We start from the raw sequence: 24,829 nt of genomic DNA, 5'->3' as shown, positions 1-24,829 counted from the left end.
ACTGCTCAACGACAACAGGGCATCAGGTTTGTTTGCTATATAGGGTTCGGGGCGTTTTCCTCACACCCTGCGTTGGCCCCGATTACGCGTAAGGCCTGACCCATAACCGGGGTCAGGGAATGGCATTGAGAAACACATAAGTCGCCGCCAGATCCAGTACCAGCACAGCAACCACGCTGAAAATCATGTAATAGCGGTCATCCTGAGTCATCTCTGCGTACTCCGCATGATCAATGTCTCAGGGGTCACAGCAATTCTCGTTCCAGCGCCCAGGTGCAGCCCGCTGACACCGCGCCAGCCAAACAGCGCAATCGCGCAGTCAGTCCTTGATCTGGCATACGCCATTGGCTTTGTTCTTACCGGTATACGAGACGTCAGGCGAGCCGTCCGGGTTGATCGACAACGATACCGTTACCCCGCCACCTTTGGCCTCGAAATAGTTGTCATTGAATTTTTTCAGCGTGGCTTCCTTGCCATTGATATAGACAGGCCCACCTTTATCGGCATGGACCTCGATATTGCCGGGGCATGTTGCGTTCAACAGCGGAATACCGGCGTGGGCAGCGCCCGATGCGGCGAGCAACAGGCCCAGTAACAAACGCTTCATTTGCAGTGTCCTCGTGGGGTTGTCGGGGGTGCGCGCGTTAAAGCAGTCCTGCGATAGCAAAGAGGCTCATCGCGCGTTCGAGAGGGTAGGCAAGCACATGCAGGCTCATCTCGCTACGCATTTTTTTTCATTCAGTGCATCCAGTCCGCCCGTTGGCGGGTATTGCTAGTGGGCGGCCTTTGACTGCCCAGCCCAATGACTTTCAGGAGCACTGCCCATGAACTTCAAATACTCCGCCTGCCTGCTCGCCTGCAGCCTCGCCCTTGCGCTGCCGCCCGCCCACGCCCAGACCACGCTGCCAGAAGCGGTCAAAGTCCCTGATGGCCATCGCGTCCTGCTCGAAACCGTCGGCGTCGGCGAGATCACCTACGAGTGCCGCGACAAGGCCAACACCCCCGGTCAGACCGAATGGACTTTCGTCGGCCCCAAGGCAGTGCTCAATGACCGTGGCGGTAAACAGGTGGGCGACTACTTTGGCCCACCCGCTACCTGGCAGGCCAAGGATGGCTCGAAAGTCACCGGCACCCAGTTGGCAGTGGCACCGGCGGACAAAGGCGCCATCCCCTATCAACTGGTCAAGGCCAACCCGGCCGAAGGCAAAGGCGCCATGCAGGGGGTCAGCTACATCCAGCGCCTGGCCACCCGCGGCGGTGTGGCGCCTTCAGTCGACTGCACGGCGCAGAACAAAGGTGCCAGGCAGGTCGTCCAGTACCAGGCTGACTATGTGTTCTGGACAGCCAAGTGACACGCACCTGACCCAACGCCCTGCGAGTGATGATCTACGCTCGATGGCAAGCCCCCCGGCTGGATGGCCGGGGTACTTGCCTTACACAAGGAAGCCACACACGTTGAACTCGCCGGCCACTCCCTTCGACTTCCACCGCTGCCTGTTAGCCTGTGCACAGGGTGACCGGCGGGCCCTGCAGGCGCTCTACGATCACGAAAGCGCGCGCCTGCTGGGCGTTGCCCGGCGTATCGCACGTGACGACGCCACCGCAGAAGACATCGTCCACGATGCGATCATCCGCATCTGGACCCGCGCTGCCAGCTACGACCCGGCGCGCGGCTCGGCTCGAGGCTGGATCTACAGCATTACCCGCCACCTGGCGCTGAATTCGATACGTGATACCCGCCGTGAAACTGTACTGACCGATGCCGACACCGAAACTGCGTCAACATTGCACGGGAGGATTGATGACCTTGAGCTCTGGTCCGGCTCAGCAAAGATTTACCGCTGCCTTGAACAACTGCAGCCCGCACCGCAACGCTGCATCCTGCACGCCTACGTGGACGGCTGCAGCCACGCCGAGATAGCCGGTTTATTGGGCGCGCCATTGGGCACTGTCAAGGCCTGGATCAAACGCAGCCTCAAAGCGCTACGGGAGTGCCTGGAATGAAGCCCGATTCTGCCGAAGAACTGGACAGCCTCGCCGGGGAATATGTGCTGGGGACCTTGTCGCCGGAGCAATATGCCGCGGCGGCCGAACGCCTGCGTACCGACCCCGCGCTTCGCGCCGCCGTGGATGCCTGGGAGGCCCGGCTGCTGGAGCTGACCGCGCTGTCTACCCCGCAGCCCCCAAGCCCCCGCCTGTGGCGCCGTATCCAGCGCAGCCTCGACGAGCTGCCCGCACCGCACACGCAGGCTCGCTGGTGGCAACGCCTCGGCCTGTGGCAAGGGCTCAGCGCCGCAGGGCTGGCTGCAAGCCTGCTGCTGGCGTTTACCTTGCTGACAACGCCCCCCTCTAACACGCAATACCTGGTGGTGCTGGTGGCGCCGAACAGCCAGGCCCCCGGCTGGGTGGTGCAGGCCAGCGACAGCCACATGATCGAACTGCTGCCGCTGGGCCGGGACACGGTCCCCGACGGCATGGCCCTGCAGTTCTGGACCAAGGGCGAGCAATGGCGTGCTCCGGTTTCGCTTGGCCTGGTCAAACCGGGCGAACCCTATCGAGTTCCGCTGGAAAGTTTGCCACCCTTGGAGGCCAATCAACTGTTCGAGCTGACGCTGGAGAAAGCCGGTGGCTCGCCGACCGGTCTGCCGACAGGGCCGGTGAAGTTCATTGGTCGCGCGGTGAAAGTGATATGACACGAAAGGGCCGCAGAACATGACTGCGGCCTTCGCAAGGCTGGAAGCCAGGGTCAGCCGCGGATCACCTCAAGGCGATCCCGCCCAGCCTCTGTGATGGCGTTCTCCCCTTCATCGCTGATGCGATAACGTCCTGACACCATTTTGGTAATTGAGAACCGGACCAGCCCGCTTTGGGACAAGGCTTGGCCTGCTTCGAAGCGCATTGCCTGCTCCAGGTCGAAGATCTTGATCTCTCCGATTTTGTAGCGTGCAAACGCGACCAATGCGTTATCCAGTTCTTGTTGACTGATCGTTGTAACGACTTCCATTCGACCTCCCAGGTCATGAGAGCCCCGGTCCGTGGGGGTGAAGGCAACGAACCGGGTGGCTTGTTGAAGGCGGACCGTACTATGCAGTCACGGAAGTCGCTACTGGCTTTCCATCCATGCTGGATGGGTAGGCAGCACGACAGCCGTCACACCTACGGTCACTTCAAGAGCCGTCGCTGGCGGCGGAACGCTTACGGCCTTGATCTGCGTCGTCCTGTTCAGTGCCCGCTGCCCTTTACGCCCGTGCGCTTTGGGGCGAAAAGCTGCCGATCGTGAATGACCGCTATCGACCCGTTATCGGTTGTCCGTTCGCTGTAGGTCGTTAATGGCCCAAAGGATCCCGATCCCAACACCTGTCCCCCTGATGACGTGGCCGTGAACCCAACATAGCTAAGTACGCAATACCTGTTCACCAGCATTGGCCGGCAGGCGTACTGCATCAACCAACGCGGCGCAAGCAATCAGGCCGATACCGACAAGCGCCCAGCGAAAGTCGCCCACCGTCATCTCGCTTTCACCCCCACGCAGCATCGTCGAGACCCTCAGCAGCAGGGCCGCAATCGCAACCCCGAGCGCCATCGCCAGTTGGAAGAACATGCTGAACAGCGTCGACGCCTGGCCCATCTGTGCTTTTGGCACCTCGGCAAAACCGATGGCGTTGTAGGTGGTGAACTGCATGGAACGAGACAGCCCGCCGATGAACAGCACCAGCGCCACCCAGTACCACGGCATGTCTTGCTGAAGGAGTAAGCACGCGAGAATGCAACCGACGCCGATCAAGCCATTGACCAGCAGCACTCGACGAAAGCCGTGGCGGCGCAGCAGCCCGGTGGTAAACGGTTTCATCGCGAGGTTGCCGACGAAGATCGCCAGCACCAGCAACCCTGCATCCACCGGCGAATAGCCGAAACCGATCTGCAGCAACAGCGGAATCAGGAACGGCAAGGCGCTGATCGACAGGCGGAACAACGTGCCGCCGATGATGCTGGCGCGGAACGTGGCGATGCCTAGGGTAGCCAGCGGTAGCAGTGGCGCCGGGTGACGCTGGCAATGGCGGATCGACAGCCAGGTCAGCAGAGCCCCCACGGCCACCAGTGTAGCGCCTGTGCCGAGGCTGCCGCCCGACAGCGAGCCGAGCATCTCCAGGCCCAGCAACCAGGTCGCGCAGGCCGAAGCGAGGAAGACGAAGCCGAGCCAATCGAAACGGCGCGCTTCACTGGCACGCGTATTGGGGACCAGCCACCACGCCGCTGCGATGGCCAGCAGGCCGAGCGGGATGTTCAGGTAGAAGATCCACGGCCACGACAGGTGGGTGACGATCAGCCCGCCAATCGGTGGGCCGAGCACCGGCGCCACCAACCCGGGCCAGGTGATCACCGCAAGCACCTTCACCAGGTCCTGCTTCTCGGTGGTGCGCAGCACCACCAGACGCCCGACCGGTACCATCAGCGCGCCACCGATGCCTTGCAGCACCCGTGCGGCGACGAAGGTTTCCAAAGTTTGTGCCAATCCGCACAGCCACGAGGCCAGGGTGAACAGGCCAATGGCCCCGGCGAACACCTGGCGCGCGCCGAAGCGGTCGGCGACCCAGCCGCTGAGCGGGATGAACACCGCCACCGCCAGCAGGTAGGCGCTGATGCCGATGTTCAGGCTGACCGGGTTCTCGGCGAAGTCACGGGCCATCTGCGGCAGCGCGGTGGCGATGACGGTGGCGTCGAGGTTTTCCATGAAGAAGGTGACGGCGACCAGCAAGGCGATGCCGGTGGTGGGGACTGCGGGGGTGGCCAAGGGTTCAGTTCCTTCTGCAAAAGGAGAGTCTCGATTGTAGGAGCGGGTTTACCCGCGAACACCGGCGCAGCCGGTGCCATGCCCCGCGTCACCTGCTTCGCGGGTAAACCCGCTCCCCTGCTCAGACCATGCTCATCGCCGCACGCAGCGCCAGCAGGTAGGTTTCGACACCAAACCCGCAGATCTGCCCGCGCACCACCTCGGCAAATACCGAGTGATGGCGGAACGGCTCCCTGGCATGGATGTTGGACATGTGCACTTCTACCACCGGCACTTCGATAATGGCCAATGCATCACGAATGCCGTAGCTGTAATGCGTCCAGGCACCGGCATTGATCAGCACCGCATCCACCCGGTCCTCATGGGCCTGATGGATGCGTTCGCACAGGGCGCCCTCGAAGTTGCTCTGGAAGCTCACGACCTGCGCCCCCAGCTCTTCGCCCAGGGCTTGCAACGCCTGGTCGATGTCGGCCAGGGTCGCTGTGCCGTACTGGCGCGGGTCGCGCTTGCCGAACATGTTGTGGTTGATGCCATGCAGCATCAGTACATTGGCGACCATCGACCTACTCCAGGGGAATCGTCAGCTGATTGATCACGGCACGTGTGTCGGGCCGCACCCCGCGCCACCAGGCGAACGCCTCGGCGGCCTGCTCCACCAGCATGCCGACGCCATCGGCCAGGCGCGCCTGGCCCTGCTCGCGGGCCAGGCGCAGGAAAGGCGTGAGGCCTTTGCCATAGGCCAGCTCGTAGGCCAAGGCCGCCTCACCCAGCACATCAGCCGGCAGTGGCGGCAAGTCAGCGGTCAGGCTCGCCGAGGTGGCGTTGACCACGATGTCGAACGATTGCCCTTCCAGCGCTTCGTAGCGGCTGATGCGCAGACGCGGGTGATCGAGTTCGTTACGCAGCGCCAGCGCCTTGGCCATGTCCCGGTTGGCGATCACCAGCTCGCGTGGGCCCGCCTGCAGGAACGGCAGCAACGCCCCGCGCACCGCGCCGCCAGCGCCCAGCAGCAGCACACGGCGGTTGCGCAGCGGCTCGCCAAGGTTCTCCTCGATGTCCCGCAGCAAACCGATGCCATCGAAGTTCTCGGCGACGATGCAGCCATCCTCGAACTTCAGCGCATTGGCCGCCCGCGCCAATTGCGCCCGCTCGCTGCGCCGGTCGGCCAGCTCGAAGGCACGCAGCTTGAACGGGGCAGTGATGTTCATGCCCTTCCCGCCTTCGCTACGAAACTGCAGTACCTGGGCTTCGAAGTCGTCCAGCGAGCCCTCGATAGCCCCGTATTCCAGCTGCTGGTTGCTGGCCTGGGCGAACAGGCCATGAATCAGCGGGGACTTGGTGTGGTTGATCGGTCGGCCGATCACTGCGTAGCGGTCGCTCATCGTGCATCTCCGTGGGTAAACAACACGCCATCCGCCTGCAAGGCAATGATTTCTTCAGTACTGAAGCCAAGCCCGGCGGCCACTTCGGCGTTGTGCTGACCAAGGTCCGGGGCTACTTGGTGAATCGTGGTATCGCAGTCGGAAAAGCGGAACGGCAGGTTGGCCAGGCGCAGCGTGCCGTAGCGTGGGTGCTGCTGCTCGATGACCATGTTGCGTGCCTGGATCTGCGGGTCGGCCAGCACTTCGTCGATGCGTTGAACCTTGGCACTGGGGATGTCGATGCCATCGAGCAACGCGAGGATCTCGGCCACCCGACGCGCGCCAACCCAGTCGCGGACCACCGCCAGGATCGCCTCGCGGTGGGCATTGCGGCCGTTGAGGCTGTGGTAGCGGCGGTCGCTGCCGAACCCGGGCGGGCCGCCGTTGGCTTCGAGCATGGCCGCGAAGCGCTGCCAGGCATCGTCGACCTGGGCGGCGATCACCAGGTCGCCGTCGGTGGCGCGGAACACGCCGTACAGGGTCGAAGTGGGCATGTCGTGGCCGGTCTGCTGGGGCAACACAGTGCCACCGGACAGCGTGTAACACTGCACCGCGTATTCGTGCATCGACACCAGGGTGTCGTACAGCGCCATGTCGATGTGCTGGCCTCGGCCACTGCTCACCCGGCCGAGCAGCGCGGCATTGATCGCCGCCACCGCGTGGATGCCGGTGTACATGTCGCCCAGGGAAATACGCAGCAGCGGCGGTGCCTCGCCCGGCACGCCCACCATCTGCATGATCCCGCTCTTGGCCTCGGCGATCAGGCCGAAGCCGGCGCGGTGGGCGTCCGGCCCGGTATGGCCGTAGGCGGAAATCGAGCAGTACACCAGGCGCGGGTTGCGCGCCGACAGCTCGGCGTAGCCCAGGCCCAGCTTGTCCAGGGCGCCGGGGCGGTAGTTCTCGATGAACACGTCGGCCGAATCGGTCAGGCGCTGCATGAACGCCTTGCCGCGCGGGTCTTTCATGTTGACGCTGACGCCCTGCTTGCCCATGTTCAGCTGCAGGAAATAGCCGCTCTGCTGGTCGTCCAGGGTGAACGCATGCTGGCGGCCAGCGTCGCCGCTACCCGGCCGCTCGACCTTGATCACCTCTGCGCCGAGCGCCGCCAGGCAACGGCCGACATAGGGGCCGGCGAGGAAGTGGCTGTAGTCAATGACGCGGATACCCGCCAATGGCAATGCCTGGCTCATGCTGCAGCCCTGCGCGGCACCATCAACCGGTGCTCGCCACGTTGCACGACTTCGCCGTGCTGGTTGATCAGTTCCGAAGGCAGCACCACGATGCCCCAGCCAGGTCGGCTGTTGCTTGGGCGCATCGCCCCCACCCGCATGCGCACGTGGAGCACGTCGTTGACCTTGATCGGCAGCACGAAGTCCCAGGTCCAGCCCAGCGACATGCCCGGTAGGAAGCGGTACTCGCACTGGGTCTTCAGGCCGTCGGCGATCGACAGCCCGAACAGGCCGTGGGCAACCAGGCAGCCAAAGTGGCTGGCGTTGGCGTAGGCCTCGTCGACATGCACCGGGGTGTGGTCGCCGGTGAGGTCGGCGTAGGCCAGGATGCGTTCGCGGGTCACGGTGTAGGTCGGGCTGATGCACTCATCGCCTTCGCGGGCATCGTCCCAGTACTTTTCAATCACGCTCATGCCTGCACCTCCGCGCGCGGGTCGATGGCCAGTGCCTGGGCTACGCATTTGGCCGGCAGCGCCTGGATGAACTCCACCGCCAGGCCATCAGGCAGGCGTAACCAGTTACGGCCCTGGGGCATTTCGCTGACGCCAAAGCGCTGGGCAGCGGCCAGTGCCGCTTCCAGGTCTTCGCACATGATGCCCAGGTGCGCCAGGCGCCCTTCCGGGCCAGCGAAGTCCGGCTGGTGAATGAACTGCAGGCCGCCGAGGGTCCAGTACTGTGCCGGCTGCTCGACGTCACCCTGCACTTCACGCATGGTCATGCCGCACACCTCGCTGAAAAAGCGGATATGCCACTGAATGTCCTGCACCCAGAACGCCACGTGTTCGAGGTAGGCTTTTGACTGGCTCATGGGGTTTCCCTCTTCTGGTGATCGGCCATGGCGCGCTCGATACCCTTGATGCAGGCCACCAGGGTCGCGTTGACCGGCGTGGCCACGCCATGGCGCTGACCCCAGCGCACGACGGAGCCGTTGATGAAGTCGATTTCGGTGATCGAGTTTTTTTCCAGGCTCTGCAGCATCGAGGTGCGGAAGCTCGCCGGCAGGCCCTCGGCGGCCAGTGACCAGGCAGCCTCGGGGCTGGTCAGGCTCAAGCGAATGCCGGCGCGCTCGGCCACGGCAATGGCCTCGGCCACGGCGGCCTTGGCGGTGCTTTCCAGCAGCGGCTCGCTGTACAGCTGGCCGTAGCTGAGCATGGTGATGCCGCTCAATGCACCGGTGGCGACGTTGACCAGCAGCTTGTCCCACATGGTGCCGAGGATGTTGTCGCTGACCGTGGTGGCCAGCCCGGCATTGTTGAACGCTTCGGCGATGGCCTGCACGCGGGGCGTCAGCTGGCCGTCGAGCTCACCGATGAAAGTCTGTTTGCCGGCCACACCGGCGCGGATCGAGCCCGGTGCGAGGAGCACGCCGCCGACATAGGTCTTGCCAGCCAGCACCCGCTCGCGACCCACCACTTCGGCCAGGATGTCCTCGTGGCCGAGCCCGTTCTGCAGCGACAGCACCAGCGTCTGTGGGCCTATCAGCGCGAGGGCACCGGCGATGGCCTCGGCAGTGTGAAACGACTTCACCAGCACCACCACCAAATCGGTCACGCCAACGTCTTCGGCTTCGATGGCCGCGTTGACCGGTACATAGCGCTCGCCCCGTTCGTCCTGTACCCGCAGCCCATGCTGGTTCATCGCCTCGACGTGCGCGCGGCCGCGGTTCAGCAGCCAGGTTTCATGCCCTGCCTCGCTCAGGGCTGCGCCAATGGCGCACCCCAGTGCACCGGCGCCCAGAATGCAGATTTTCACGTCGCAGACCTCCTGTGATTTGCGATCACCTTATGCAGCGGGGTTTATTTGCGCTATACAATGACCTCAATACAGCTATTGAGTATTTCAATAATGACTACCCTGGAGCCCCTGCCCGAACCCAAGCTGCTGCAGCTGTTCGACGTGCTGTACCAATGCCGCAGCGTGACCCGTGCCGCCGAACAGTTAGGGCAGAGCCAGCCGACCATCAGCATCTGGCTGGCGCGCCTGCGCGAGCAATTGAACGACCCGCTGTTCGTGCGTACGCCGGGCGGCATGGCCCCTACCCCCCGCGCCGATCAGCTGATAGGGCCGTGCCGCGAGGTGCTGGAATCGCTGCGCCGGCTGACCGCCTGGGAGCCGCAGTTCATCGCCGCCACAGCGCAGCGGCGTTTTCGCCTGTGTGTCAGCGATGCCAGCCACATCACCTTGCTGCCAAGCATCCTCAACCATCTGCGCAGCCATGCGCCGGGTATCCGCCTGGAGGCGGCGCGGATCGACGGCAATACCGAGAGCGCGCTGGAGTCGGGCGAAGTGGACCTGGCCATCGGCTTCGTGCCCTGGCTGGGAGGGGGGATGTATCAGCAGGTGCTGTTCGAGCAGGACTGGGTGTGCCTGAGCAACCCGCAGCATCCGCGCCTGGGCGATGGCATGAGCCTGGAGCGGTATCGGGCCGAGGGGCATGTGCAGATCAGTTTCGGCACCGGGCAGAAGCTGCTGGAAGCAGGGTTGGCGCGGGCCGGGATCGAACGGCGGATCATGCTCGAGCTGCCAGCGTTTCTCGGGTTAGGGATGATAATCGGGACTACCGATCTCCTGGGCACCTTGCCGCGGCATATCGGGCAGACACTGGCCGATATGCATGGGCTACAGGTCCATGACTGCCCGTTCGAAGTGGAGGGATTCACGGTCAAACAGCATTGGCATGCCCGCTATCATCAGGACAATGGAAATCGATGGTTGAGGGAAGTCGTGCGCGGATTGTTTCAGTAAGCCCGCCAAGCAGGCTCCCGTTTCGACTTAGGCAGGGGTTAAAATCAATGCCATTACCCAAGGTGGGGAATTCTTGATCACGGCTATTTGCATATCGCTAAGGCCGTTGCTCTACAGCGTGATCATGAATCAAGGAGTTTCGATGACTTTTGCAAAGCGTGTCAGGGATAACCAAGTCGCCCGCCCAAATCAGAGAAGTTTCAATCTGGCTGAATGGAAAGCGGCTTTTGAACTCGACGGGATGGATCAAGCGTCCAAAAATTTATACGAAGCCGGTGTCTGGTTTTTCCGGGCCTTCTCAACCATCAGGGGCGAGTTGAGCTTCGCGGCTGACAAGAAAATCAGCCGGAATGACAAGCTGTTAGCGTTCGTCAGCCATGCTAACTTGAACGCCATCGGCTACCAGTTATCAATTGCCGACATTGTTCGTAAGTCCAGGGCGCAGAATCCTGCGCAGCGAAGTGCAAGCCATATCCTGCCCAGCGTGCATGACCGTGATGGTGTAGCCCATTCGTTGGATCAGATCGCGCAATCGGATATCGACGGGCTACAACTCCCGCTTCGAATGATCCTTAGCCAGAAGCCGTCGCACGCCAAAGAAGCGCAATCGAGAACAGCATCACAAAGCGATATCGCAGTGGATTACGCAATCGGAACTTTCTACAAAATTATCGAAGACTTATGGGAAGAGTGTCTGTGGAATAACTACGTTTTCACCGAGTCCGCTGAAGGCGTCAAGTTGTCGCCAGCACGGCCCTCTGACGCAAATTGGAAGTGGATAACCTTAAGTCGTCGCAGTGCCGTTCATCACGCCAGTAGCCTTCACCATCACTCGATGTTTGAGCAAGCCCGCCGCTCAAACAGCCATGCCGCGCTCGGCATACCTAGACCCATCGTTGCAGTGACTGCCGTCGACGGAAATTACACATTCGTGCTGGCAGCGGATGAAACAATCGGTGAGCGGTCCCGCGAAAGCTACGTTCTCATGCAAGAAGCCTTGCAGCCGTACTACGCAGAACTTGCCCGATTTCAAAGCCCTCGGCTCGCAGGAGGCACGATAATCGACGTGATCAAGTGCTGGACCGTGCTGCAAAGCTTGGTGGCACTTTTGAAGAAGGGGTCTCACGTATCCAACAACCCGCAAACCCCCACCCAAGCATTGGCCGAACTCACCACGCCCAGAATCCCACGAGGTGCGTTAATAGAAGCCATCCGTGACTCACTGTGCGTCACCGCCGACATCAGCCACAAGCTGCTCGAGTTCTTCACCTATTCACCCTCAGCAGCACAGCGGCATGAAGAAAATGAACTGTGGACACAGCCCCTTATCGCCTTGAACGACAGCGAGCTGCTGGTGCTCTTTACCCCCTCACTGGGCACAACCCAGCGCAACGTAGACATCTGGATCCGCCAACTCGGTGCGAAGTTTGATACCCGTGGGCTGTCATTTGAAAACTATCTGCGCGACGTGTTGAATTACACCATCAGCGCCTCCCCGATAAAGCGGGACGTTGCTCTGATGCCCCACGCGTTGAAATTCAATTTACCGGGAGACGTTGAGGAAGAACCTCTCTTCGAAGACATCGACATCGTGTTGCGCATCGGTAATGTCGTTGTCATTGGCGAAGCAAAATGCTTTCTGCAACCGGTCGACCCCGATGAAGTATTCAAGCATCGGGAAAAGATCATTGAGGCCCAGACCCAACTTCAACGCAAAACAGACTACATCCAAAAATACAGAAAACAGTTCCGTGAAGAGTGCGCGAGACGTGATTTCCGTCTGCCCGAAGACTTCAAAATCCAACCACTCATTTTGCTCAACGGGCAGACCCACTGCGGCATTCCCTACGCCGGCACGCCCATTGTCGACATCATGATTCTGGCGACTTTCCTAAGAGGCGTACTACGGCATAACATTGTAGTCACCAAAGCAAACGGGGTGGAATCTGCGGACGCGTACCCTCTCTACAGTGACATCATCGAAGCGCAAACCCTGCTAGAAGCGTATTTGATGAGCCCCCCACAGCTCCAACGTTACACCACTGCATTGGTCGAACGTCAGGTTATCTACCGCGACATCGTCAAGGCGCTTGAACCGGTGACCTACGATTACTTCGAGGTAGACCTGTCCAGAATCTTGGGGTGACATCGGCGAGTATCCTATCACCCTCGCAAAGTACTTATGCAAAGGCTTCAGACGCGGATAGAGGGGATCGACTCTGGGCCTGCCCCGTGACAGCGGACGCCAAGAAGCTGGCTACAGATGCCTATGCTATCCGTCCGGCGTATGAGCGAGTCGGTGAAACAGCGTGGCTCTTCTGCTCCACCGAAACACGCTAAACCTAAGTCAGATTCAACCCACCGTCTGAAAGGAGTATCTCGCCGGTCAAGTAGTCCGACTCGACCAGCATGACAACAGCTTTTGCGATGTCGTCTGGGCTGGCGGCCCTGCGCATGGGTGCGCGAGTTCGCCACAATTCTTGGGCCTCTGTCCACTCTGCGGTCAGAGGCGTGTCGACCAAGCCAGGCGCCACAGCGTTTACGCGAATGTCTGGCCCCAGCGATAGCGCGAGCAAGCGGGTCATGTGATTTAGCGCAGCTTTGCTTACCGCATAGGGAATCGATGCGCCCTTAGGACGGGTACCGGCATGCGAACTGATGTTTACGACGCAACCTGCTCGACGGTAACGGGCAGCATCGCGCAGTGCCGACTCGGCCAAAGCAACCAGATGGAACGGTGCCACGACATTAACCTCGTTAAGCTCGTGCCACACCGTCGAACTGGCAGAGGCAAGGTCGCCGTGCGCAATGACTCTGCTAATACCGGCGTTATTGACCAGTACGTCGAGCTGCCCCCACGCGGCGATAGCCTCGTTAACAAGCCTGACCCTGTCAGCTTCGACAGCAAGATCAGCTTGCAAGTAAATAGCCTGCTTCATTTCGGCAACCATCGCGCGTCCCGTATCCGCAGAATTTCGCGAATGGAGCACCACCGCATAGCCTGCCCGGCTAAGGACACGTGCAATGGCTGCACCAATACCGGACGTTGATCCTGTCACCAACGCAACGCGTAATGCGTTATCGGTTGTCGGATTGGGTGTCATATGGATATCTCGAATGAAGTGCTAAAGAGTAAGCGGCCAGCGTACACACCTCGCACAGATCAGTCAGCCATCCACAGATGCGGAAGCAATTGCTCGGTCTCACTGGCTCACTGCGTAGCACATCGTTTAGCTACGCGCATAGGTCATGACCCTTCAGCCGCGCAGAAGCTGACAACGGGGACACGCGAACGTATCCGCTACCGGGAAACTCCACCTCCCCGTCTGCTTGGCCATCTACCAACGTCTGGATCTCTGCGAAGACATCTGAAGCCAGGCTAGCCGGGACAACCCAATAATCAAAAATCCCGCCCTCCTCTCGATTCTGGCCACAAGTCACAAAATGCCGGTCCCAAACTTCTGCTTCAGGCGCATTGCCAAACAGCCAACGAGCCCTCTACAGCGATCGTCATCTTGCGTCTCCCAGGCCCTTGTCATGCGCAGACGTTTCAATCCATTTTCGATACTGGCGCGTGCGATAAGCCATGAAGAGCTGTTGCACGATCAGCGCGCGCAACGGCGAAACGCTCGGGTCAGGCTTTTTAGCCCGGCTGAGTTTGCGCAGTTGAAACTTCACTACTGCCATGTTTGCCAAGGATGCGATGGCTTTGTTTTTCCAGGTGATCGCCGGCAATTGAGGGGCGTTGTCTTTGCCCTGCAACCAGTCACGAGGCAAGTGCGGATCGATGGCTAACGCCGTGCCGATACCCACCATGTCCACACCGCTCTGCACAACGCTTTCGGCCACCGCGCGCCGACGTATACCGCCAGTGACCATCACCGGCATTTTGGCGACGGTTTGGAGATCACGGGCGAACTCGACGAAATAAGCTTCGCGAGCCAGGGTGCGACCATCGCGCGCGTCACCCTGCATGGCGGGGACTTCGTAGCTGCCTCCCGATAATTCCACCATGTCTACGCCCAGGTCGTTGAGCCACTCAACGACCTTTTTCGCGTCTTCGGTAGTGAACCCTCCACGCTGGAAATCGGCGGAGTTGAGTTTGACCGCCACTGCAAAATCCACAGAAACCACTGCCCTGACTGCCTTGACGATTTCGAGCAACAGGCGCGCCCGGTTTTCCAGAGAGCCACCCCACTCGTCCTTCCTTTGGTTGGTCAGTGGCGAAAGGAACTGGCTCAACAAATAGCCGTGGGCCGCGTGGATCTCCACACCTGTGAATCCGGCTTGTTCGCCCAGGCGTGCGGTGTTCGCAAAGCGCTGAATAACCTGTTCGATCACGCCGGGGGGCATCGCGTGAGGCGTGGCAAAACGCTTGGACATTGTGCCCAGTTCCAGCGGCACGGCTGACGGTGCCCAGGTTTTTTGCCCAAGATTGGACTGCATCTGCCGCCCTGGGTGGTTTATCTGCAACCAGAACTGCGCGCCGCCGGATCGACCAATACGCGCCCAGCGCTTGAACTTGTCCAGTTGCTGATCGTCCTGTAACACCACACCACCCGGTCCGGTCATGGCGCGGCCGTCGACCATCACATTGCCGGTGATAATCAGGCCGGCACCACCGTCGGCCCACGCTTGATAGAGACGCATGAGTGCTTCAGAAGGCGCCTGGTGGGCATCCGCCATGTTCTCTTCCATGGCGGCTTTGGCGATTCGGTTCTTGACGGTCGAACCGTTGGGAAGCATCAGGGTGTCGAACACATTCATGGAGCAGTCCTCAACTGGATATGAGGCCACCTTAAGTTTGAAGTCGACTTTAAGGTCAATACCTTTTTCAAGGTCAGTCGATTTTCAACGCGCCAGGTCCTGGCAAGTGTGTCACCCGATGGGCGCCCGACAACCGAGTGGGGTGTTCAATCGAAGTCTTGGCAGCACCGACAGCCAGACCGGAAAAGTCGACGTGTCCTTCAAAGCGAAGAAACTCGACAAGCTCTCTCGCGAAGTCGATATCGTCACCAGCAGCTTCACCAATCTCGATCATCAGGGCCAGTTGGCATACGGTTATGCGGTTTCCCGCCAACTGCGTCACGGCTCGAGCCACGACGCAGATTCAGCCACCCTCACACTAGGCGACGGCGCTCTGTCGAATTACCTCCGCCCCCTGAAGCTTGGGAAAATGATGAAGTACGAATACGTGCCAGCGTTTCAGAGTGCGCTCTATGCCCCCAAACCGCTCGCCGGCCTGATTGGCGAGCGCTGAGACTTTTTGCGCCTGTCAGGCCCCGGAAGCCTGGCGGGCGTTTTTTCTCGTTGAAGACGTTACCGCACGCTTGCCGGACGCTTGGCCAACCCCTTCTTCACGCAAACGATTTATCAGCATTTGCGCATTGTCCGCGCACGCCATGCCTTCGGGCTTACCCTCGATGCCTTCGATGACGCGCAGAAGTTGCGCTTTGTTTTGTGCCAGCCGTTCCTCCAGCGCACTGATTTCCTCAACCTTTTGCTTGAGCCCAGTGAGCAACTCGCCGTGCCGCCAGCCACTGGCGTCCATCGGCATCAATTGCCGGATCTCCTCCAAAGAAAAACCTGCTGCCTGTGCGCTGGTTATGAGTTGCAGCACCCATTCGGTATCAGGCGCATAGTCCCGGTATCCATTGGCCTTGCGCTCGACGGCGCTAATCAAGCCACTGGCCTCATAGAAACGGATGCGTGACGGAGCCAGCCCACTGATTTTTGCCAGTTCGCCTATTCTCATACCTCACCCTGAAAAACCTATTGACCTTAAAGTTGACTTTAAGTCTAAAGTCATCGGGCGGCCAAGCACAACGTGTGACTTGGTCGCCTTGGTTTCATAGGGAAGCGGAGGCCGCGAATTCGATCATTCGTACACAATCACGCGTTCAGTGGGCGCTGATATCGTTCAGCCGCGTGGGTTTGTCGAATGTCAGACATCAGCCCTTGACGTGCACCTTCCAGTGCATCCCAGCGCTCGGCAACATGAAGTGGCGGGATGGTTACCAACTCGCGACGGTCGAAACCGACAAGTGCAGCATCGACCAGCTCACCGACCTCCATCACCTCCGGGAGTGTGTTGACGTCAATGCCGGCACGCGCCCAGATCTCGGTACGGGTCGCGGCTGGCAGCACCGCTTGCACGTACACGCCCTTGGGTGACAGCTCCTGACTCAGCCCCTGTGACAGAAACAGCACGAAGGCTTTGGTAGCGCCGTAGATGGACATGCCGAACTCGGGCAATTTCCAGGCGTGACGCTTACCACGGCGGTCAGTGTTTCCTTGCTTCCCCCCATCGAGGAGAACTGCCTGAGGGCCGACGCCGACGCCGATGACTACTACCGCAGCAAGATCCTCGCTGACCGTGTCGTATTGTCGTTCCTGGAGAGCCACCCCCAGATGCATCCCTGTATGGTCTTGCCTGGCTGGATGTGGGGGTCTGGCGACGTTGGCCCAACCTCGTCGGGGCAATTGGTCAACGATGTGGTACAGGGCAGGTTACCGGGGTTGATCCCTGGCAGTTTTTCCATTGTCGATGCCCGCGATGTGGCATTGGCACACATTGCCGCAGCCAGACATGGGCGCCGAGGTGAGCGCTATCTCGCGGCGGGTCGACATATGACAATGCGCGAACTGATGCCTGTTTTAGGACGTATGGCGGGCGTCAAGACACCCGCCCGACAAATACCGCTGCCCTTTCTATACACCTTGGCGGCTGTTCAGGAGATCTATGCGCGCCTGACCGGCAGACCCATTCTGCTGAGCATGGCCACGTTGCGTCTACTGGTTCGAGAGCAGGACCGCACCCGTTTCGACCACCGCAAGAGTGAACAGGAGCTTGGGCTGAGTTTCCGGGCACTCGAGCTGACAATCGCCGACACCGTGGCGTGGTACCGTGATCATGGCGGGTTTGAAAAAGGCAGCCTGCTGTGAGCGGGGAAATAATCCTGATGCGCCACGGCCAGCCAAAACGAGTCACAGCCGTTGTTCGGTCACGGTTTCATGAATCGGATGATCTCCAAACACCTGATGGCAGACGGATGGAAACATCAAACGCGTAACGGCAGCCAGTATTGGAGTGCGACGGTCTATCGATATGCAGGTGTTGAAGCGTGAATCGCCCGGATTCCGAAGACACATCTCGGCGACAGTGATTGACCTGTAAGTCGGTGGCAAATGCACACGCCTTAATGGACAATCCGGCGCCTCAAATAGTTATCGCCAAGGAACGGACATGGCACTGACCAGCAAGATTACCCCCTACGATCCCACATGGCCCGCCCGCTTCCTGACAGACAAGCCACTCATTGCCTCGGCATTCGACGCTGAACTGATTGCTATCCACCACGTTGGAAGCACGTCTGTCCCAGGGCTGGCGGCGAAGCCCGAACTCGATGTGCTCATTGAGGTTCACGCGCATCGCAATACCTCGACGCGGGACGAGGTGTTGATGGCTCTGGGGTATGTACGGGGAAGTGATCTGTCAGAGGGCCATCATTTCTACCGGCGCAATGTGGATGGGATTCGTACGCACAAGCTCCATGTTTGTACCCGCGACCACCTGACGATCACTCAAATGCTGGGGTTCAGAGATTTGCTTAGGCGCGATGCCTCGATCCGCCAACAGTATGAAACGCTGAAGCTTCAGTTGGAGTCGATCAATACGGGTGGGATGGCTGAGTATCTAGAGAAAAAGGCGCCTTTCATTATCGCGGCGCTGCTTCATGCCGGTATAACCACGCGTGAATGATCGATTCTTCTGGCACTCCCCTTCCTCCCGACAGTAGCGACAAAGTCACCACTTCGATTGCGGCCAGCTTGACCGGCCGCCGGCACCGCCTGGAACAAAGCCCCTCACATCAAGGAACAACTTTCATGATCACTTGCCATGTCCCCCTTTGGCAGTTGTTTGTGAAGGCCAGCCAAGGCTGGAAACGGGCATTTCTGGCAGGTAATTGCTGATTAATAAAGCTCGGGAGACTATTCACATACCAACTGGATAACCGTCTTGCCCCTGCCGCGACCTTCCGCGACCTGTCGGAATGCGTCGTTGACCTCATCCAATGCAAACTGTTGCGGGTCCACCCGGATCGCCAGTTGCCCGGCATTGGCCAGAACGGCAGCCTCGCGCAGGATACTTCCATGGTGTTCGCGTCCCTTGCCGGTTAGCAGCGGTGCCAGGGTAAATACGCCCGAGTAGGTGGCACTTTTGAAGGATAAAGGCGCGAGACTGTGCTGGCCCCAACCGAGGCAGCTGAGTACGTGCCCGGTATAAGGCTTTACTGCCTTGAATGACGCGTCCAACGTGCTGCCGCCGACGGTGTCATAAACGATGTCGAAACCTTCCCCGGCCGTATATTGTTCGACATAGGCCTCTACACGCTGCGTCTGATAGTCAATCGCCGTGGCCCCCAGCGCGCGAATGAAGTCGAGATTGCCCGCCGAACCGGTGGCGTAGACCTCGGCACCGCGAGCCTTGGCCAATTGCACCGCAACTTGGCCGACGCCACCTGCGCCGCCATGGATCAACACACGCTGACCACTACGAACATTGGCGTGATCTACCAGACCTTCCCAAGCGGTGATGAATACCAACGGCAGCGCGGCAGCCTCACGCATGCCGAGTGCATGCGGCTTTGATGCAATCAGCCTGGCATCCACGGCGATGTATTCGGCCAGGGTGCCTTGGGCGCCGCCGATGCCGCCGGCCATACCGAAGACCTCCTGGCCAGGCGTGAAACCAGCAACCGCCTCGCCCAGTTCGACGACGGTCCCGGCGAGATCCAGGCCAAGCACGGCCGGCAACTCCTGGCGGGCGTGAGCACCTGCACCGATCGCAATCTTGGTGTCGAGCGGGTTGACCCCGGCGGCGTGAATCCGCACCAAAACCTGTCCCTTACCGGGCACAGGGCGGGCGATGTGGCGCACGACCAGCGGGGTCTGGGCGGATTCGGCGATAGCGGCAAGCATGGTCTGATTCATGACGGGAACCTCTGAATGAGTGGACGCTTACAGGTTGCACCGTCTTCCTCATTCCGATAAGAAACTAAATTTGGATATTACTTATTCCCCAAAGAGGCCCAATAGCGATGGATCTGTTCGACAGCATGCGCATCTTCGTGCGCGTCGTGGAGCGCGGCTCGTTTTCCGCAGTGGCTCGGGAGCTGAACATGGGGCAGCCGGCAGTCAGCAAGCAGGTCCGTGCGTTGGAGCAGTACCTGGGTGGCGCCGTGTTCGCCCGCAGCACCCGGCACCTCGCCCTCACCGATCAAGGGCAACGCTTCTACAGCCACTGCCAGGAGATTCTCAGCCAGCTGGAGCATGCAACACGCAGCTTCGCCAGCGGCCAGGAGCAGATCGCCGGCCCCCTGCGAATAGCCGCACCGGTCAGCTATGGGAGGCTGTGCATAGCGCCCCTGATCGGGGCTTTTCTACAGCGCCACCCCTATGTGCAGATTGACCTGCGCCTGAACGATTACAACGAAGACCTGCTCGTGGAAAACATCGACCTGGCCATCCGCATTGGTGTGGTGAAGAGCGAGGGGCTGGTGGCCGTGCCTCTGGGCACCAGCACACGGCGAGTCTATGCTGCACCGGCCTATCTCGATCGCCATGGCCAGCCACGCGAGCCCGCCGAACTGGCAGGCCACAACTGCATCGCCTTCACCTTGCTTGAGCATTACGACCGCTGGCACTTCACCCATCGTGGCGAAGCACTTGAGGTTGCAATCAAAGGCAACGTCACCAGCAACAACAGCGAGGCCATTCGTGAAATGGTCCTCGGTGGTCTGGGCATCTCCCTGTCTCCGCATTGGCTGTTTGCTGCGGACTTCGAGCAGGGTGGCGTGTGTAGCCTGCTCGACGAATACCAGACGACCGCGCTGCCGGTCAGCGCCGTGTTCAGCCGTGAGCGGCGCCGCTCGGCAAGGACGATGGCGTTCATCGATTTTCTTCGGGAGAACGTGTAAGCGACCCCGGTGGGGCGCAGAACCTCGCTCATTGCCTGACGTGCACGTCGGTCGGCCAGGCGTCACACCGTCCCCTGCTGCAGCCATTGTTTCGGGCTCGCGCCCACCTTGCGGCGAAAGGTTCGGGCTAGCGCAGAAGGACTTTCGTAGCCGACCTCATCGGCGATCAGGGCAATGGGGCGCCCTTCGCGAAGACGTTTTTGCGTCAAACTGATGCGCCAGTTCGCCAGGTAGTCCGCAGGCGTAATACCCACGATCTCGCGAAAGTGCGAAGCGAAGCTTGCCCGCGACATGCCCGAAAGATTCGCCAGTTCCGCCACCGACCAATTGCGCTGCGGCTCATCGTGGATCCCCACAAGCGCGCGAGACAGCTGAGCATTGGCCAGACCCGCCATCATTCCCGAGGCGATGCTGCGGCTGGCGATCAGGTGGCGAAGCAGCTGAATGATCATCAGCTCGAACAAGCGATTGAGAATGACATCACGACCACACTCATCTCCAAAGGCTTCTTCGAACAGCCAGTCAAGGGTGCCATCAAGGCCTTGCAATTCGCCAAGGGGCTTGATGATGAAGTCCGGCAAAGCCAGGGTCAGCGGATTGTTGGCGCCGCCATCGAACTGCAGGGTGGCGCACACTAACTCCGCTTCATCGGCGTCGGTGGCCAGCAAGTGATGCTCCTGCGGGCGCACCGCCAGAATCAGGGTGGGTTCGGTCAACTCGATTCGCTGGCCACGCTTGTCCTTGAGGGCCAGACGCCCCGAGCGCAACAGATGGGCGTGGCCGACACTGTGTTGCCCAAGGTGGGTCGTTCCACAGAACCCACCTTGGTGAAACGCGCTAGCGTGCAGGTTGAAGTGCTTAAGCAGTGTCGACAATCGGTCCATAGCGCACTCAGGTTTAGACGATCTGTTGCATAACTTCGACGATCTGAAGCCGAAAGAAAAGTCTGCCTCTCTAGTATGGACTCCACGCTTGATAGACAAGCCGGTTAATACACCTATTGGAGAACGACCATGACTCGAATTACCGCTCTCTCGCTGGACCAGGCCCCTACTGGCTCGCGCGCAGCCCTCGAAGGCATTCAAAAAGGTCTCGGCTTCATTCCCAACGCATTCAAGACCCTGGCGCACGCTCCGGTCGCGCTCAATGGTTACCTGGGCCTCGCCCAAGCGTTGGGTAAAAGCTCACTGAGCGCCGCCGAGCGTGAAGTCGTTGCCCTGGCCACTTCGGAAATCAACGGGTGCGACTACTGCCTGGCTGCACACACCTTCTTCGGCGGCAAGGCGGGTTTGAGCGATGAGGCCGTAAGCCAAGCCCGAGCCGGCACACTCAGCGCGGTTGCCGCACTGGCGCAGCAGATCACGGCAAGGCGCGGCCAGTTGAGTGACGAGCAGATCGCTGCCGCGCGTGAGGCAGGGCTTACTGATAGCAAGATCGTGGAGGTGGTGGCACAGGTCACGCTGTTAACCCTGACCAACTACCTGAACAACATCGCCGCTACCGATATCGACTTTCCGCCATCGGCAAACTAGGAGGGTAACCGCCATGAGCCCTGTGACTATCTATACCACCCCGCACTGCCCATACTGCCTGAGCGCCAAGCGACTGCTGTCGAGCAAGGGCATCACCCCTGACGAAATCAACGTTGAAGCGTCACCCCTGCACCTGGCGGAAATGATGCAGCGATCCCAACGCCGAACCGTCCCACAGATATTTGTTGGCAAGGTGCATGTCGGCGGCTTCGATGACTTGGCACGTCTCGACAGCAAGGGCCAGCTCGAGGCATTGCTTCACGCTTGAAGTGTAGAGTGCTCCGGCATGTGACCCCATCCGGAGCACTGCTTGCGTTCACTCAATGCCCATGCCATACGTACTCACCTGTGCAGCCGTTCTATCGCCCGCGCAACAGCACAGCGGCCCTTACCCGCTGCCTGCCGAAACTGCTCATGCGCTGAAATTCGGCATGGCTTACGGGCAGATGCTGGCAATCCAGGATGCGTTTCTGGCGGCTGTGATCCACATCAGGATCATGCAGGTACACGAATTCGTCATCGCAACCCGTGACCAGAATCCAGTGCGGGGCCTTCAGACGGGTGAAACGGTAGCTGCTAATCAGCACCACCGGCCTGAACCCGGCTTGCAACGCTGAACGCACATCAAGGCCGGGCGCCAGCACCTGATGCACGTCGGTTTCGGCCAACGCCCCGGCAAAGCCATCCTCGACCAATTGCATTACGTCTTTTTTCTGCGCGCTGCGCACCCCATCGAGGAACAGCGATCCAGGCTGGCTGACCACCATGCACACCTCAAACCCGCGTCGCCAAGCCGCCAGTGCAAGCCCCTGCGGGCTGCAACCGCCGTGGCCTGCCGTCATGAAGATGGTGGTCGCCTCTCGCCACAGTTGAATCTCCTCGCTGCGGTGCATGGCCCGCTCCCGTTCGACCGCAGCCATGGCCATCAGCAGGCAGGCCGCTCCGCAGGTGAACTCGGTCGTTTGCGCGTAGTACGGCACTTGCCGTGCAGGGGGCGGAGCACTGCGCAGGATACGCTTCTCGAAACGCAGCGCCTGGCTGTGGTCTTCGTAGTAGTTCTCAACCACAGCGAAGCGTTGATAGCCATTGCTTTCGTACAAGCTGATGGCCGCAGGATTGTCCGCGCGTACTTCTAGACGCAGCCAGGCGCAATTACGCTCCAGCGCACTGGCCTGGGCCTGGCCCAGCAACTGCTGGCCCAACCCATGGCCGCGCCAGGCCGGGCTTACGGCAATTGAATACAAACGGGCAAGTGATGTACCGCGATGGAACAGCAGCAGCGCATAGCCTGCCAGATGGCCCTGTTGTTCAGCGACAATAAGGCAGGCATTGGCGCGTCGCACCATCCAGTTGAAATTACGCGGGCTCAGGCGGTCGAGGGTGAAACAGTCCTGCTCCAGGGCAACCAGCGCATCGATATCGGCCACCGATGCAAAGCGAAAATCAAAAGCCATGGCAACACCGTAATGTTTGAGTAACGAACCGGGACAGGTCGGGAAACCCGTGATTTATTGAAGGGGCGTCTTCTTCAACAGGGATCGAATACTCATGTCAGCGGTGCAAGCCAACGTGGCCGAAGTATTGGCCAAAACCGACGTTTCCACAATAACCCTCTCCGAGGAGCCCCCCAGTAAGCGGAGCGCTGGTAACCGCTTGTTGATCGTGGTGGAGCGCAAGGAAGACTGGGCCAGCTACTTTCCCAGCGAGAGCCTGATGCTGGCCCAGGATTACTTTGAACACAGCGACGACGTTGCGAGGCGTACGCAGGTAATCAACCTGTGCCGCAGCTACAAGTATCTGGGGCAAGGCTACTACTGCTCGCTGCTCGCCGAGGCACGGGGCCACAAGGTGTTCCCGTCGGTGCGAACCATCAGCGAGCTTACCCGCAAGGCGCTCTATGGCGTGGGGCTGGATGACCTGGAACGCACGCTGGAGCGAGCCCTGGCCGATCACCCCTATGGCAGCACCGAAGCCTTCACCCTCACCTTGTATTTCGGGCGGACCGCCATTGAACCCCTTCAGGATATCGGCCGACAGCTGTTCGAGTCGTTCCCCTGCCCTGTCTTGCTGGTGGAGTTTCGCAGGCGTGACACCTGGCAGATCGACGGGATCAAGGCCGGCGCGCTGCACAAACTGCGGGATGAGCAGCAGCACTTGTTTGCCGACGCGCTGGATGCCTTCAACCGCCGGACGTGGCGCCAGCCCGCCTCCAAACGCCTGGCCCGGTTCGACCTGGCCATTCTGCATGACCCGGCCGAGGCGCTGCCACCTTCCAATCCTGAGGCGCTGGAGCAGTTCATCGAAAACGGCAAACAGCTGGGCATCGATGTAGAGCTGATCGAAAAGAAGGACTATGCACGCCTGGCCGAATTTGACGCCTTGTTCATTCGGGAGACCACGCGGGTGGACGACCATACCTACCGTTTTGCCAAAAAGGCCGAAAGCGAAGGCTTGGTGGTGATCGACGACCCTTCCTCCATCCTGCGCTGCACCAACAAGGTGTATCTCGCCGATCTGCTCAAACGCCACAACCTCGGCGCACCGGCCACGGAAATCCTGTACAAGGACCGCCCGCAGGAACTCGAGCTTGTGGGCCGGCGCCTCGGTTTTCCGCTGGTGTTGAAGATTCCCGACGGCTGCTTTTCGAAAGGCATGATCAAGGTCGCCGACGCCCAGGCACTGGCCTCGGCGGCACAGGAGTTGTTCGAACACTCGGTACTGTTGCTGGCCCAGGAGTACTGCTACACCGAATACGACTGGCGTATCGGCGTACTCAACGGTGAGGCGCTGTACGCCTGCCAGTACTTCATGTCCAAGGGCCACTGGCAGATCTACAACCACAAGGCCCAGGCCGGCGAAGTCAACGGCCTGTGCCGCGCGGTCCCGGTGGAACAGGCACCGCCCGAAGTCGTAAAGCTGGCCGTCGACACCGCCAGGCTGATCGGGCAAGGGCTGTACGGTGTGGACCTGAAGCAGACCGGCGACCGCGTACTGGTGATCGAAGTCAACGACAACCCCAACCTCGATGCTGGCACCGAAGACGCCGTGCTGGGTAACGCGCTTTACCAGCGAGTGCTGCAGGCTTTCGTGCAGCGGCTTGAACGTAAACACCTCGGCCAGGCCTGGTAAA

Annotated in this window: 26 protein-coding genes and 4 pseudogenes; 13 read left to right on the top strand and 17 right to left on the bottom strand. The window is 60.4% G+C overall.

Going from position 1 to position 24,829, the window contains the following annotated elements; genetic code table 11:
* Positions 1 to 319: 319 nt before the first annotated feature.
* Positions 320 to 607: a hypothetical protein gene (locus AC3WLP_RS09885; protein ID WP_012052457.1), complete on the bottom strand. Its 288-nt coding sequence runs from the start codon at positions 605 to 607 to the stop codon at positions 320 to 322.
* A 217-nt stretch (positions 608 to 824) separates the two neighbouring features.
* Here AC3WLP_RS09885 and AC3WLP_RS09880 point away from each other — a divergent pair, with 217 nt between their 5' ends.
* The 3 genes from AC3WLP_RS09880 to AC3WLP_RS09870 all read left to right on the top strand — a co-directional run bounded on the left by AC3WLP_RS09880 (position 825) and on the right by AC3WLP_RS09870 (position 2,693).
* Positions 825 to 1,352 (top strand): DUF3455 domain-containing protein, encoded by a 528-nt coding sequence (locus AC3WLP_RS09880; protein WP_012052458.1) that lies wholly within the window; start codon positions 825 to 827, stop codon positions 1,350 to 1,352.
* Positions 1,353 to 1,455: 103 nt separating this feature from the next.
* Complete coding sequence (locus AC3WLP_RS09875) at positions 1,456 to 2,004, top strand: sigma-70 family RNA polymerase sigma factor (protein WP_017147632.1); 549 nt, start codon at positions 1,456 to 1,458, stop codon at positions 2,002 to 2,004.
* Entirely contained in the window at positions 2,001 to 2,693 is a 693-nt protein-coding gene (locus tag AC3WLP_RS09870) for an anti-sigma factor (protein WP_012052460.1), read from the top strand. The genes AC3WLP_RS09875 and AC3WLP_RS09870 overlap by 4 nt, the downstream gene beginning before the upstream one ends.
* Positions 2,694 to 2,746: 53 nt before the next feature.
* Here AC3WLP_RS09870 and AC3WLP_RS09865 read toward each other — a convergent pair whose 3' ends face one another.
* The 8 genes from AC3WLP_RS09865 to AC3WLP_RS09830 all read right to left on the bottom strand — a co-directional run bounded on the left by AC3WLP_RS09865 (position 2,747) and on the right by AC3WLP_RS09830 (position 9,194).
* Positions 2,747 to 3,004, bottom strand: coding sequence for a hypothetical protein (locus tag AC3WLP_RS09865; RefSeq protein ID WP_012052461.1), 258 nt, complete (start codon positions 3,002 to 3,004; stop codon positions 2,747 to 2,749).
* Positions 3,005 to 3,394: 390 nt separating this feature from the next.
* Positions 3,395 to 4,792: an MFS transporter gene (locus tag AC3WLP_RS09860; RefSeq protein ID WP_014756514.1), complete on the bottom strand. Its 1,398-nt coding sequence runs from the start codon at positions 4,790 to 4,792 to the stop codon at positions 3,395 to 3,397.
* A 121-nt stretch (positions 4,793 to 4,913) separates the two neighbouring features.
* Positions 4,914 to 5,351 carry a type II 3-dehydroquinate dehydratase gene (gene aroQ / locus AC3WLP_RS09855; protein ID WP_014756513.1) on the bottom strand — a complete coding sequence of 146 codons (438 nt, stop codon included), beginning with the start codon at positions 5,349 to 5,351 and terminating at the stop codon, positions 4,914 to 4,916.
* 4 nt (positions 5,352 to 5,355) lie between these two features.
* Positions 5,356 to 6,174 (bottom strand): shikimate dehydrogenase, encoded by an 819-nt coding sequence (gene aroE, locus AC3WLP_RS09850; protein ID WP_014756512.1) that lies wholly within the window; start codon positions 6,172 to 6,174, stop codon positions 5,356 to 5,358.
* The gene (locus AC3WLP_RS09845) at positions 6,171 to 7,403 is read right to left on the bottom strand and encodes a CaiB/BaiF CoA transferase family protein (RefSeq protein ID WP_014756511.1); all 1,233 of its coding nucleotides are present in this window, start codon (positions 7,401 to 7,403) and stop codon (positions 6,171 to 6,173) included. The genes aroE and AC3WLP_RS09845 overlap by 4 nt, the downstream gene beginning before the upstream one ends.
* Positions 7,400 to 7,855: a MaoC family dehydratase gene (locus tag AC3WLP_RS09840; protein WP_004576665.1), complete on the bottom strand. Its 456-nt coding sequence runs from the start codon at positions 7,853 to 7,855 to the stop codon at positions 7,400 to 7,402. The genes AC3WLP_RS09845 and AC3WLP_RS09840 overlap by 4 nt, the downstream gene beginning before the upstream one ends.
* Positions 7,852 to 8,250, bottom strand: coding sequence for a VOC family protein (locus AC3WLP_RS09835; RefSeq protein WP_003248238.1), 399 nt, complete (start codon positions 8,248 to 8,250; stop codon positions 7,852 to 7,854). Before AC3WLP_RS09835 ends, AC3WLP_RS09840 begins: the two co-directional genes overlap by 4 nt.
* Positions 8,247 to 9,194, bottom strand: a complete 948-nt coding sequence (locus AC3WLP_RS09830) for a ketopantoate reductase family protein (RefSeq protein ID WP_003248236.1) — start codon at positions 9,192 to 9,194, stop codon at positions 8,247 to 8,249. Before AC3WLP_RS09830 ends, AC3WLP_RS09835 begins: the two co-directional genes overlap by 4 nt.
* A gap of 93 nt (positions 9,195 to 9,287) precedes the next feature.
* On the opposite strand from AC3WLP_RS09830, the gene AC3WLP_RS09825 reads away from it, so the two are divergent.
* Positions 9,288 to 10,187 (top strand): LysR family transcriptional regulator, encoded by a 900-nt coding sequence (locus AC3WLP_RS09825; RefSeq protein ID WP_017147633.1) that lies wholly within the window; start codon positions 9,288 to 9,290, stop codon positions 10,185 to 10,187.
* A 142-nt stretch (positions 10,188 to 10,329) separates the two neighbouring features.
* Positions 10,330 to 12,333, top strand: coding sequence for a hypothetical protein (locus tag AC3WLP_RS09820; protein ID WP_017147634.1), 2,004 nt, complete (start codon positions 10,330 to 10,332; stop codon positions 12,331 to 12,333).
* A 196-nt stretch (positions 12,334 to 12,529) separates the two neighbouring features.
* Here the strand turns inward: AC3WLP_RS09820 and AC3WLP_RS09815 are convergent, their stop codons facing one another.
* The 3 genes from AC3WLP_RS09815 to AC3WLP_RS09805 all read right to left on the bottom strand — a co-directional run bounded on the left by AC3WLP_RS09815 (position 12,530) and on the right by AC3WLP_RS09805 (position 14,954).
* The gene (locus tag AC3WLP_RS09815; protein WP_017147635.1) at positions 12,530 to 13,291 is read right to left on the bottom strand and encodes an SDR family NAD(P)-dependent oxidoreductase; all 762 of its coding nucleotides are present in this window, start codon (positions 13,289 to 13,291) and stop codon (positions 12,530 to 12,532) included.
* A gap of 130 nt (positions 13,292 to 13,421) precedes the next feature.
* Positions 13,422 to 13,628, bottom strand: coding sequence for a DUF6196 family protein (locus tag AC3WLP_RS09810; protein WP_371919688.1), 207 nt, complete (start codon positions 13,626 to 13,628; stop codon positions 13,422 to 13,424).
* A 69-nt stretch (positions 13,629 to 13,697) separates the two neighbouring features.
* A complete protein-coding gene (locus AC3WLP_RS09805; protein WP_012052468.1) occupies positions 13,698 to 14,954 on the bottom strand; it encodes an NADH:flavin oxidoreductase/NADH oxidase family protein in 1,257 nt (418 codons plus the stop codon).
* A 166-nt stretch (positions 14,955 to 15,120) separates the two neighbouring features.
* Here AC3WLP_RS09805 and AC3WLP_RS09800 point away from each other — a divergent pair.
* Positions 15,121 to 15,447, top strand: a pseudogene (locus tag AC3WLP_RS09800) (hypothetical protein); the annotation flags it as partial.
* 15 nt (positions 15,448 to 15,462) lie between these two features.
* Here AC3WLP_RS09800 and AC3WLP_RS09795 read toward each other — a convergent pair.
* Both AC3WLP_RS09795 and AC3WLP_RS09790 read right to left on the bottom strand, forming a co-directional pair.
* The gene (locus tag AC3WLP_RS09795; RefSeq protein ID WP_014756504.1) at positions 15,463 to 15,942 is read right to left on the bottom strand and encodes a MerR family transcriptional regulator; all 480 of its coding nucleotides are present in this window, start codon (positions 15,940 to 15,942) and stop codon (positions 15,463 to 15,465) included.
* A 137-nt stretch (positions 15,943 to 16,079) separates the two neighbouring features.
* Positions 16,080 to 16,439 (bottom strand): annotated as a pseudogene (locus AC3WLP_RS09790) (SDR family NAD(P)-dependent oxidoreductase); the annotation flags it as partial.
* Positions 16,440 to 16,493: 54 nt separating this feature from the next.
* Between AC3WLP_RS09790 and AC3WLP_RS09785 the strand changes: the two are divergent.
* The 3 genes and pseudogenes from AC3WLP_RS09785 to AC3WLP_RS09775 all read left to right on the top strand — a co-directional run.
* A pseudogene (locus tag AC3WLP_RS09785) lies at positions 16,494 to 17,132 on the top strand (Rossmann-fold NAD(P)-binding domain-containing protein); the annotation flags it as partial.
* Positions 17,133 to 17,183: 51 nt separating this feature from the next.
* Positions 17,184 to 17,315: pseudogene (locus AC3WLP_RS09780) on the top strand (histidine phosphatase family protein); the annotation flags it as partial.
* Positions 17,316 to 17,433: 118 nt separating this feature from the next.
* Positions 17,434 to 17,949, top strand: a complete 516-nt coding sequence (locus AC3WLP_RS09775) for a GrpB family protein (protein ID WP_088512150.1) — start codon at positions 17,434 to 17,436, stop codon at positions 17,947 to 17,949.
* Positions 17,950 to 18,179: 230 nt separating this feature from the next.
* Here the strand turns inward: AC3WLP_RS09775 and AC3WLP_RS09770 are convergent, their stop codons facing one another.
* A complete protein-coding gene (locus AC3WLP_RS09770) occupies positions 18,180 to 19,181 on the bottom strand; it encodes a zinc-dependent alcohol dehydrogenase family protein (protein ID WP_088512151.1) in 1,002 nt (333 codons plus the stop codon).
* A 107-nt stretch (positions 19,182 to 19,288) separates the two neighbouring features.
* Here AC3WLP_RS09770 and AC3WLP_RS09765 point away from each other — a divergent pair, with 107 nt between their 5' ends.
* The gene (locus tag AC3WLP_RS09765) at positions 19,289 to 20,167 is read left to right on the top strand and encodes a LysR family transcriptional regulator (protein ID WP_088512152.1); all 879 of its coding nucleotides are present in this window, start codon (positions 19,289 to 19,291) and stop codon (positions 20,165 to 20,167) included.
* 62 nt (positions 20,168 to 20,229) lie between these two features.
* Here AC3WLP_RS09765 and AC3WLP_RS09760 read toward each other — a convergent pair whose 3' ends face one another.
* Positions 20,230 to 21,051 carry an AraC family transcriptional regulator gene (locus AC3WLP_RS09760; protein WP_014756497.1) on the bottom strand — a complete coding sequence of 274 codons (822 nt, stop codon included), beginning with the start codon at positions 21,049 to 21,051 and terminating at the stop codon, positions 20,230 to 20,232.
* A 129-nt stretch (positions 21,052 to 21,180) separates the two neighbouring features.
* Here AC3WLP_RS09760 and AC3WLP_RS09755 point away from each other — a divergent pair, with 129 nt between their 5' ends.
* Both AC3WLP_RS09755 and grxC read left to right on the top strand, forming a co-directional pair.
* Positions 21,181 to 21,699: a carboxymuconolactone decarboxylase family protein gene (locus AC3WLP_RS09755; protein WP_003248198.1), complete on the top strand. Its 519-nt coding sequence runs from the start codon at positions 21,181 to 21,183 to the stop codon at positions 21,697 to 21,699.
* A 13-nt stretch (positions 21,700 to 21,712) separates the two neighbouring features.
* Complete coding sequence (gene grxC, locus AC3WLP_RS09750) at positions 21,713 to 21,967, top strand: glutaredoxin 3 (protein WP_004576678.1); 255 nt, start codon at positions 21,713 to 21,715, stop codon at positions 21,965 to 21,967.
* Positions 21,968 to 22,058: 91 nt separating this feature from the next.
* Here the strand turns inward: grxC and AC3WLP_RS09745 are convergent, their stop codons facing one another.
* Positions 22,059 to 23,153 (bottom strand): GNAT family N-acetyltransferase/peptidase C39 family protein, encoded by a 1,095-nt coding sequence (locus tag AC3WLP_RS09745; protein WP_012052482.1) that lies wholly within the window; start codon positions 23,151 to 23,153, stop codon positions 22,059 to 22,061.
* 94 nt (positions 23,154 to 23,247) lie between these two features.
* On the opposite strand from AC3WLP_RS09745, the gene AC3WLP_RS09740 reads away from it, so the two are divergent.
* Positions 23,248 to 24,828: a RimK family ATP-grasp domain-containing protein gene (locus AC3WLP_RS09740; RefSeq protein WP_088512153.1), complete on the top strand. Its 1,581-nt coding sequence runs from the start codon at positions 23,248 to 23,250 to the stop codon at positions 24,826 to 24,828.
* The last annotated feature ends 1 nt before the right edge of the window (position 24,829 follow it).

The sequence above is a fragment of the Pseudomonas sp. FW305-E2 genome (genome assembly GCF_058782925.1).
This window is presented reverse-complemented; position numbering and strand designations above follow the sequence as displayed.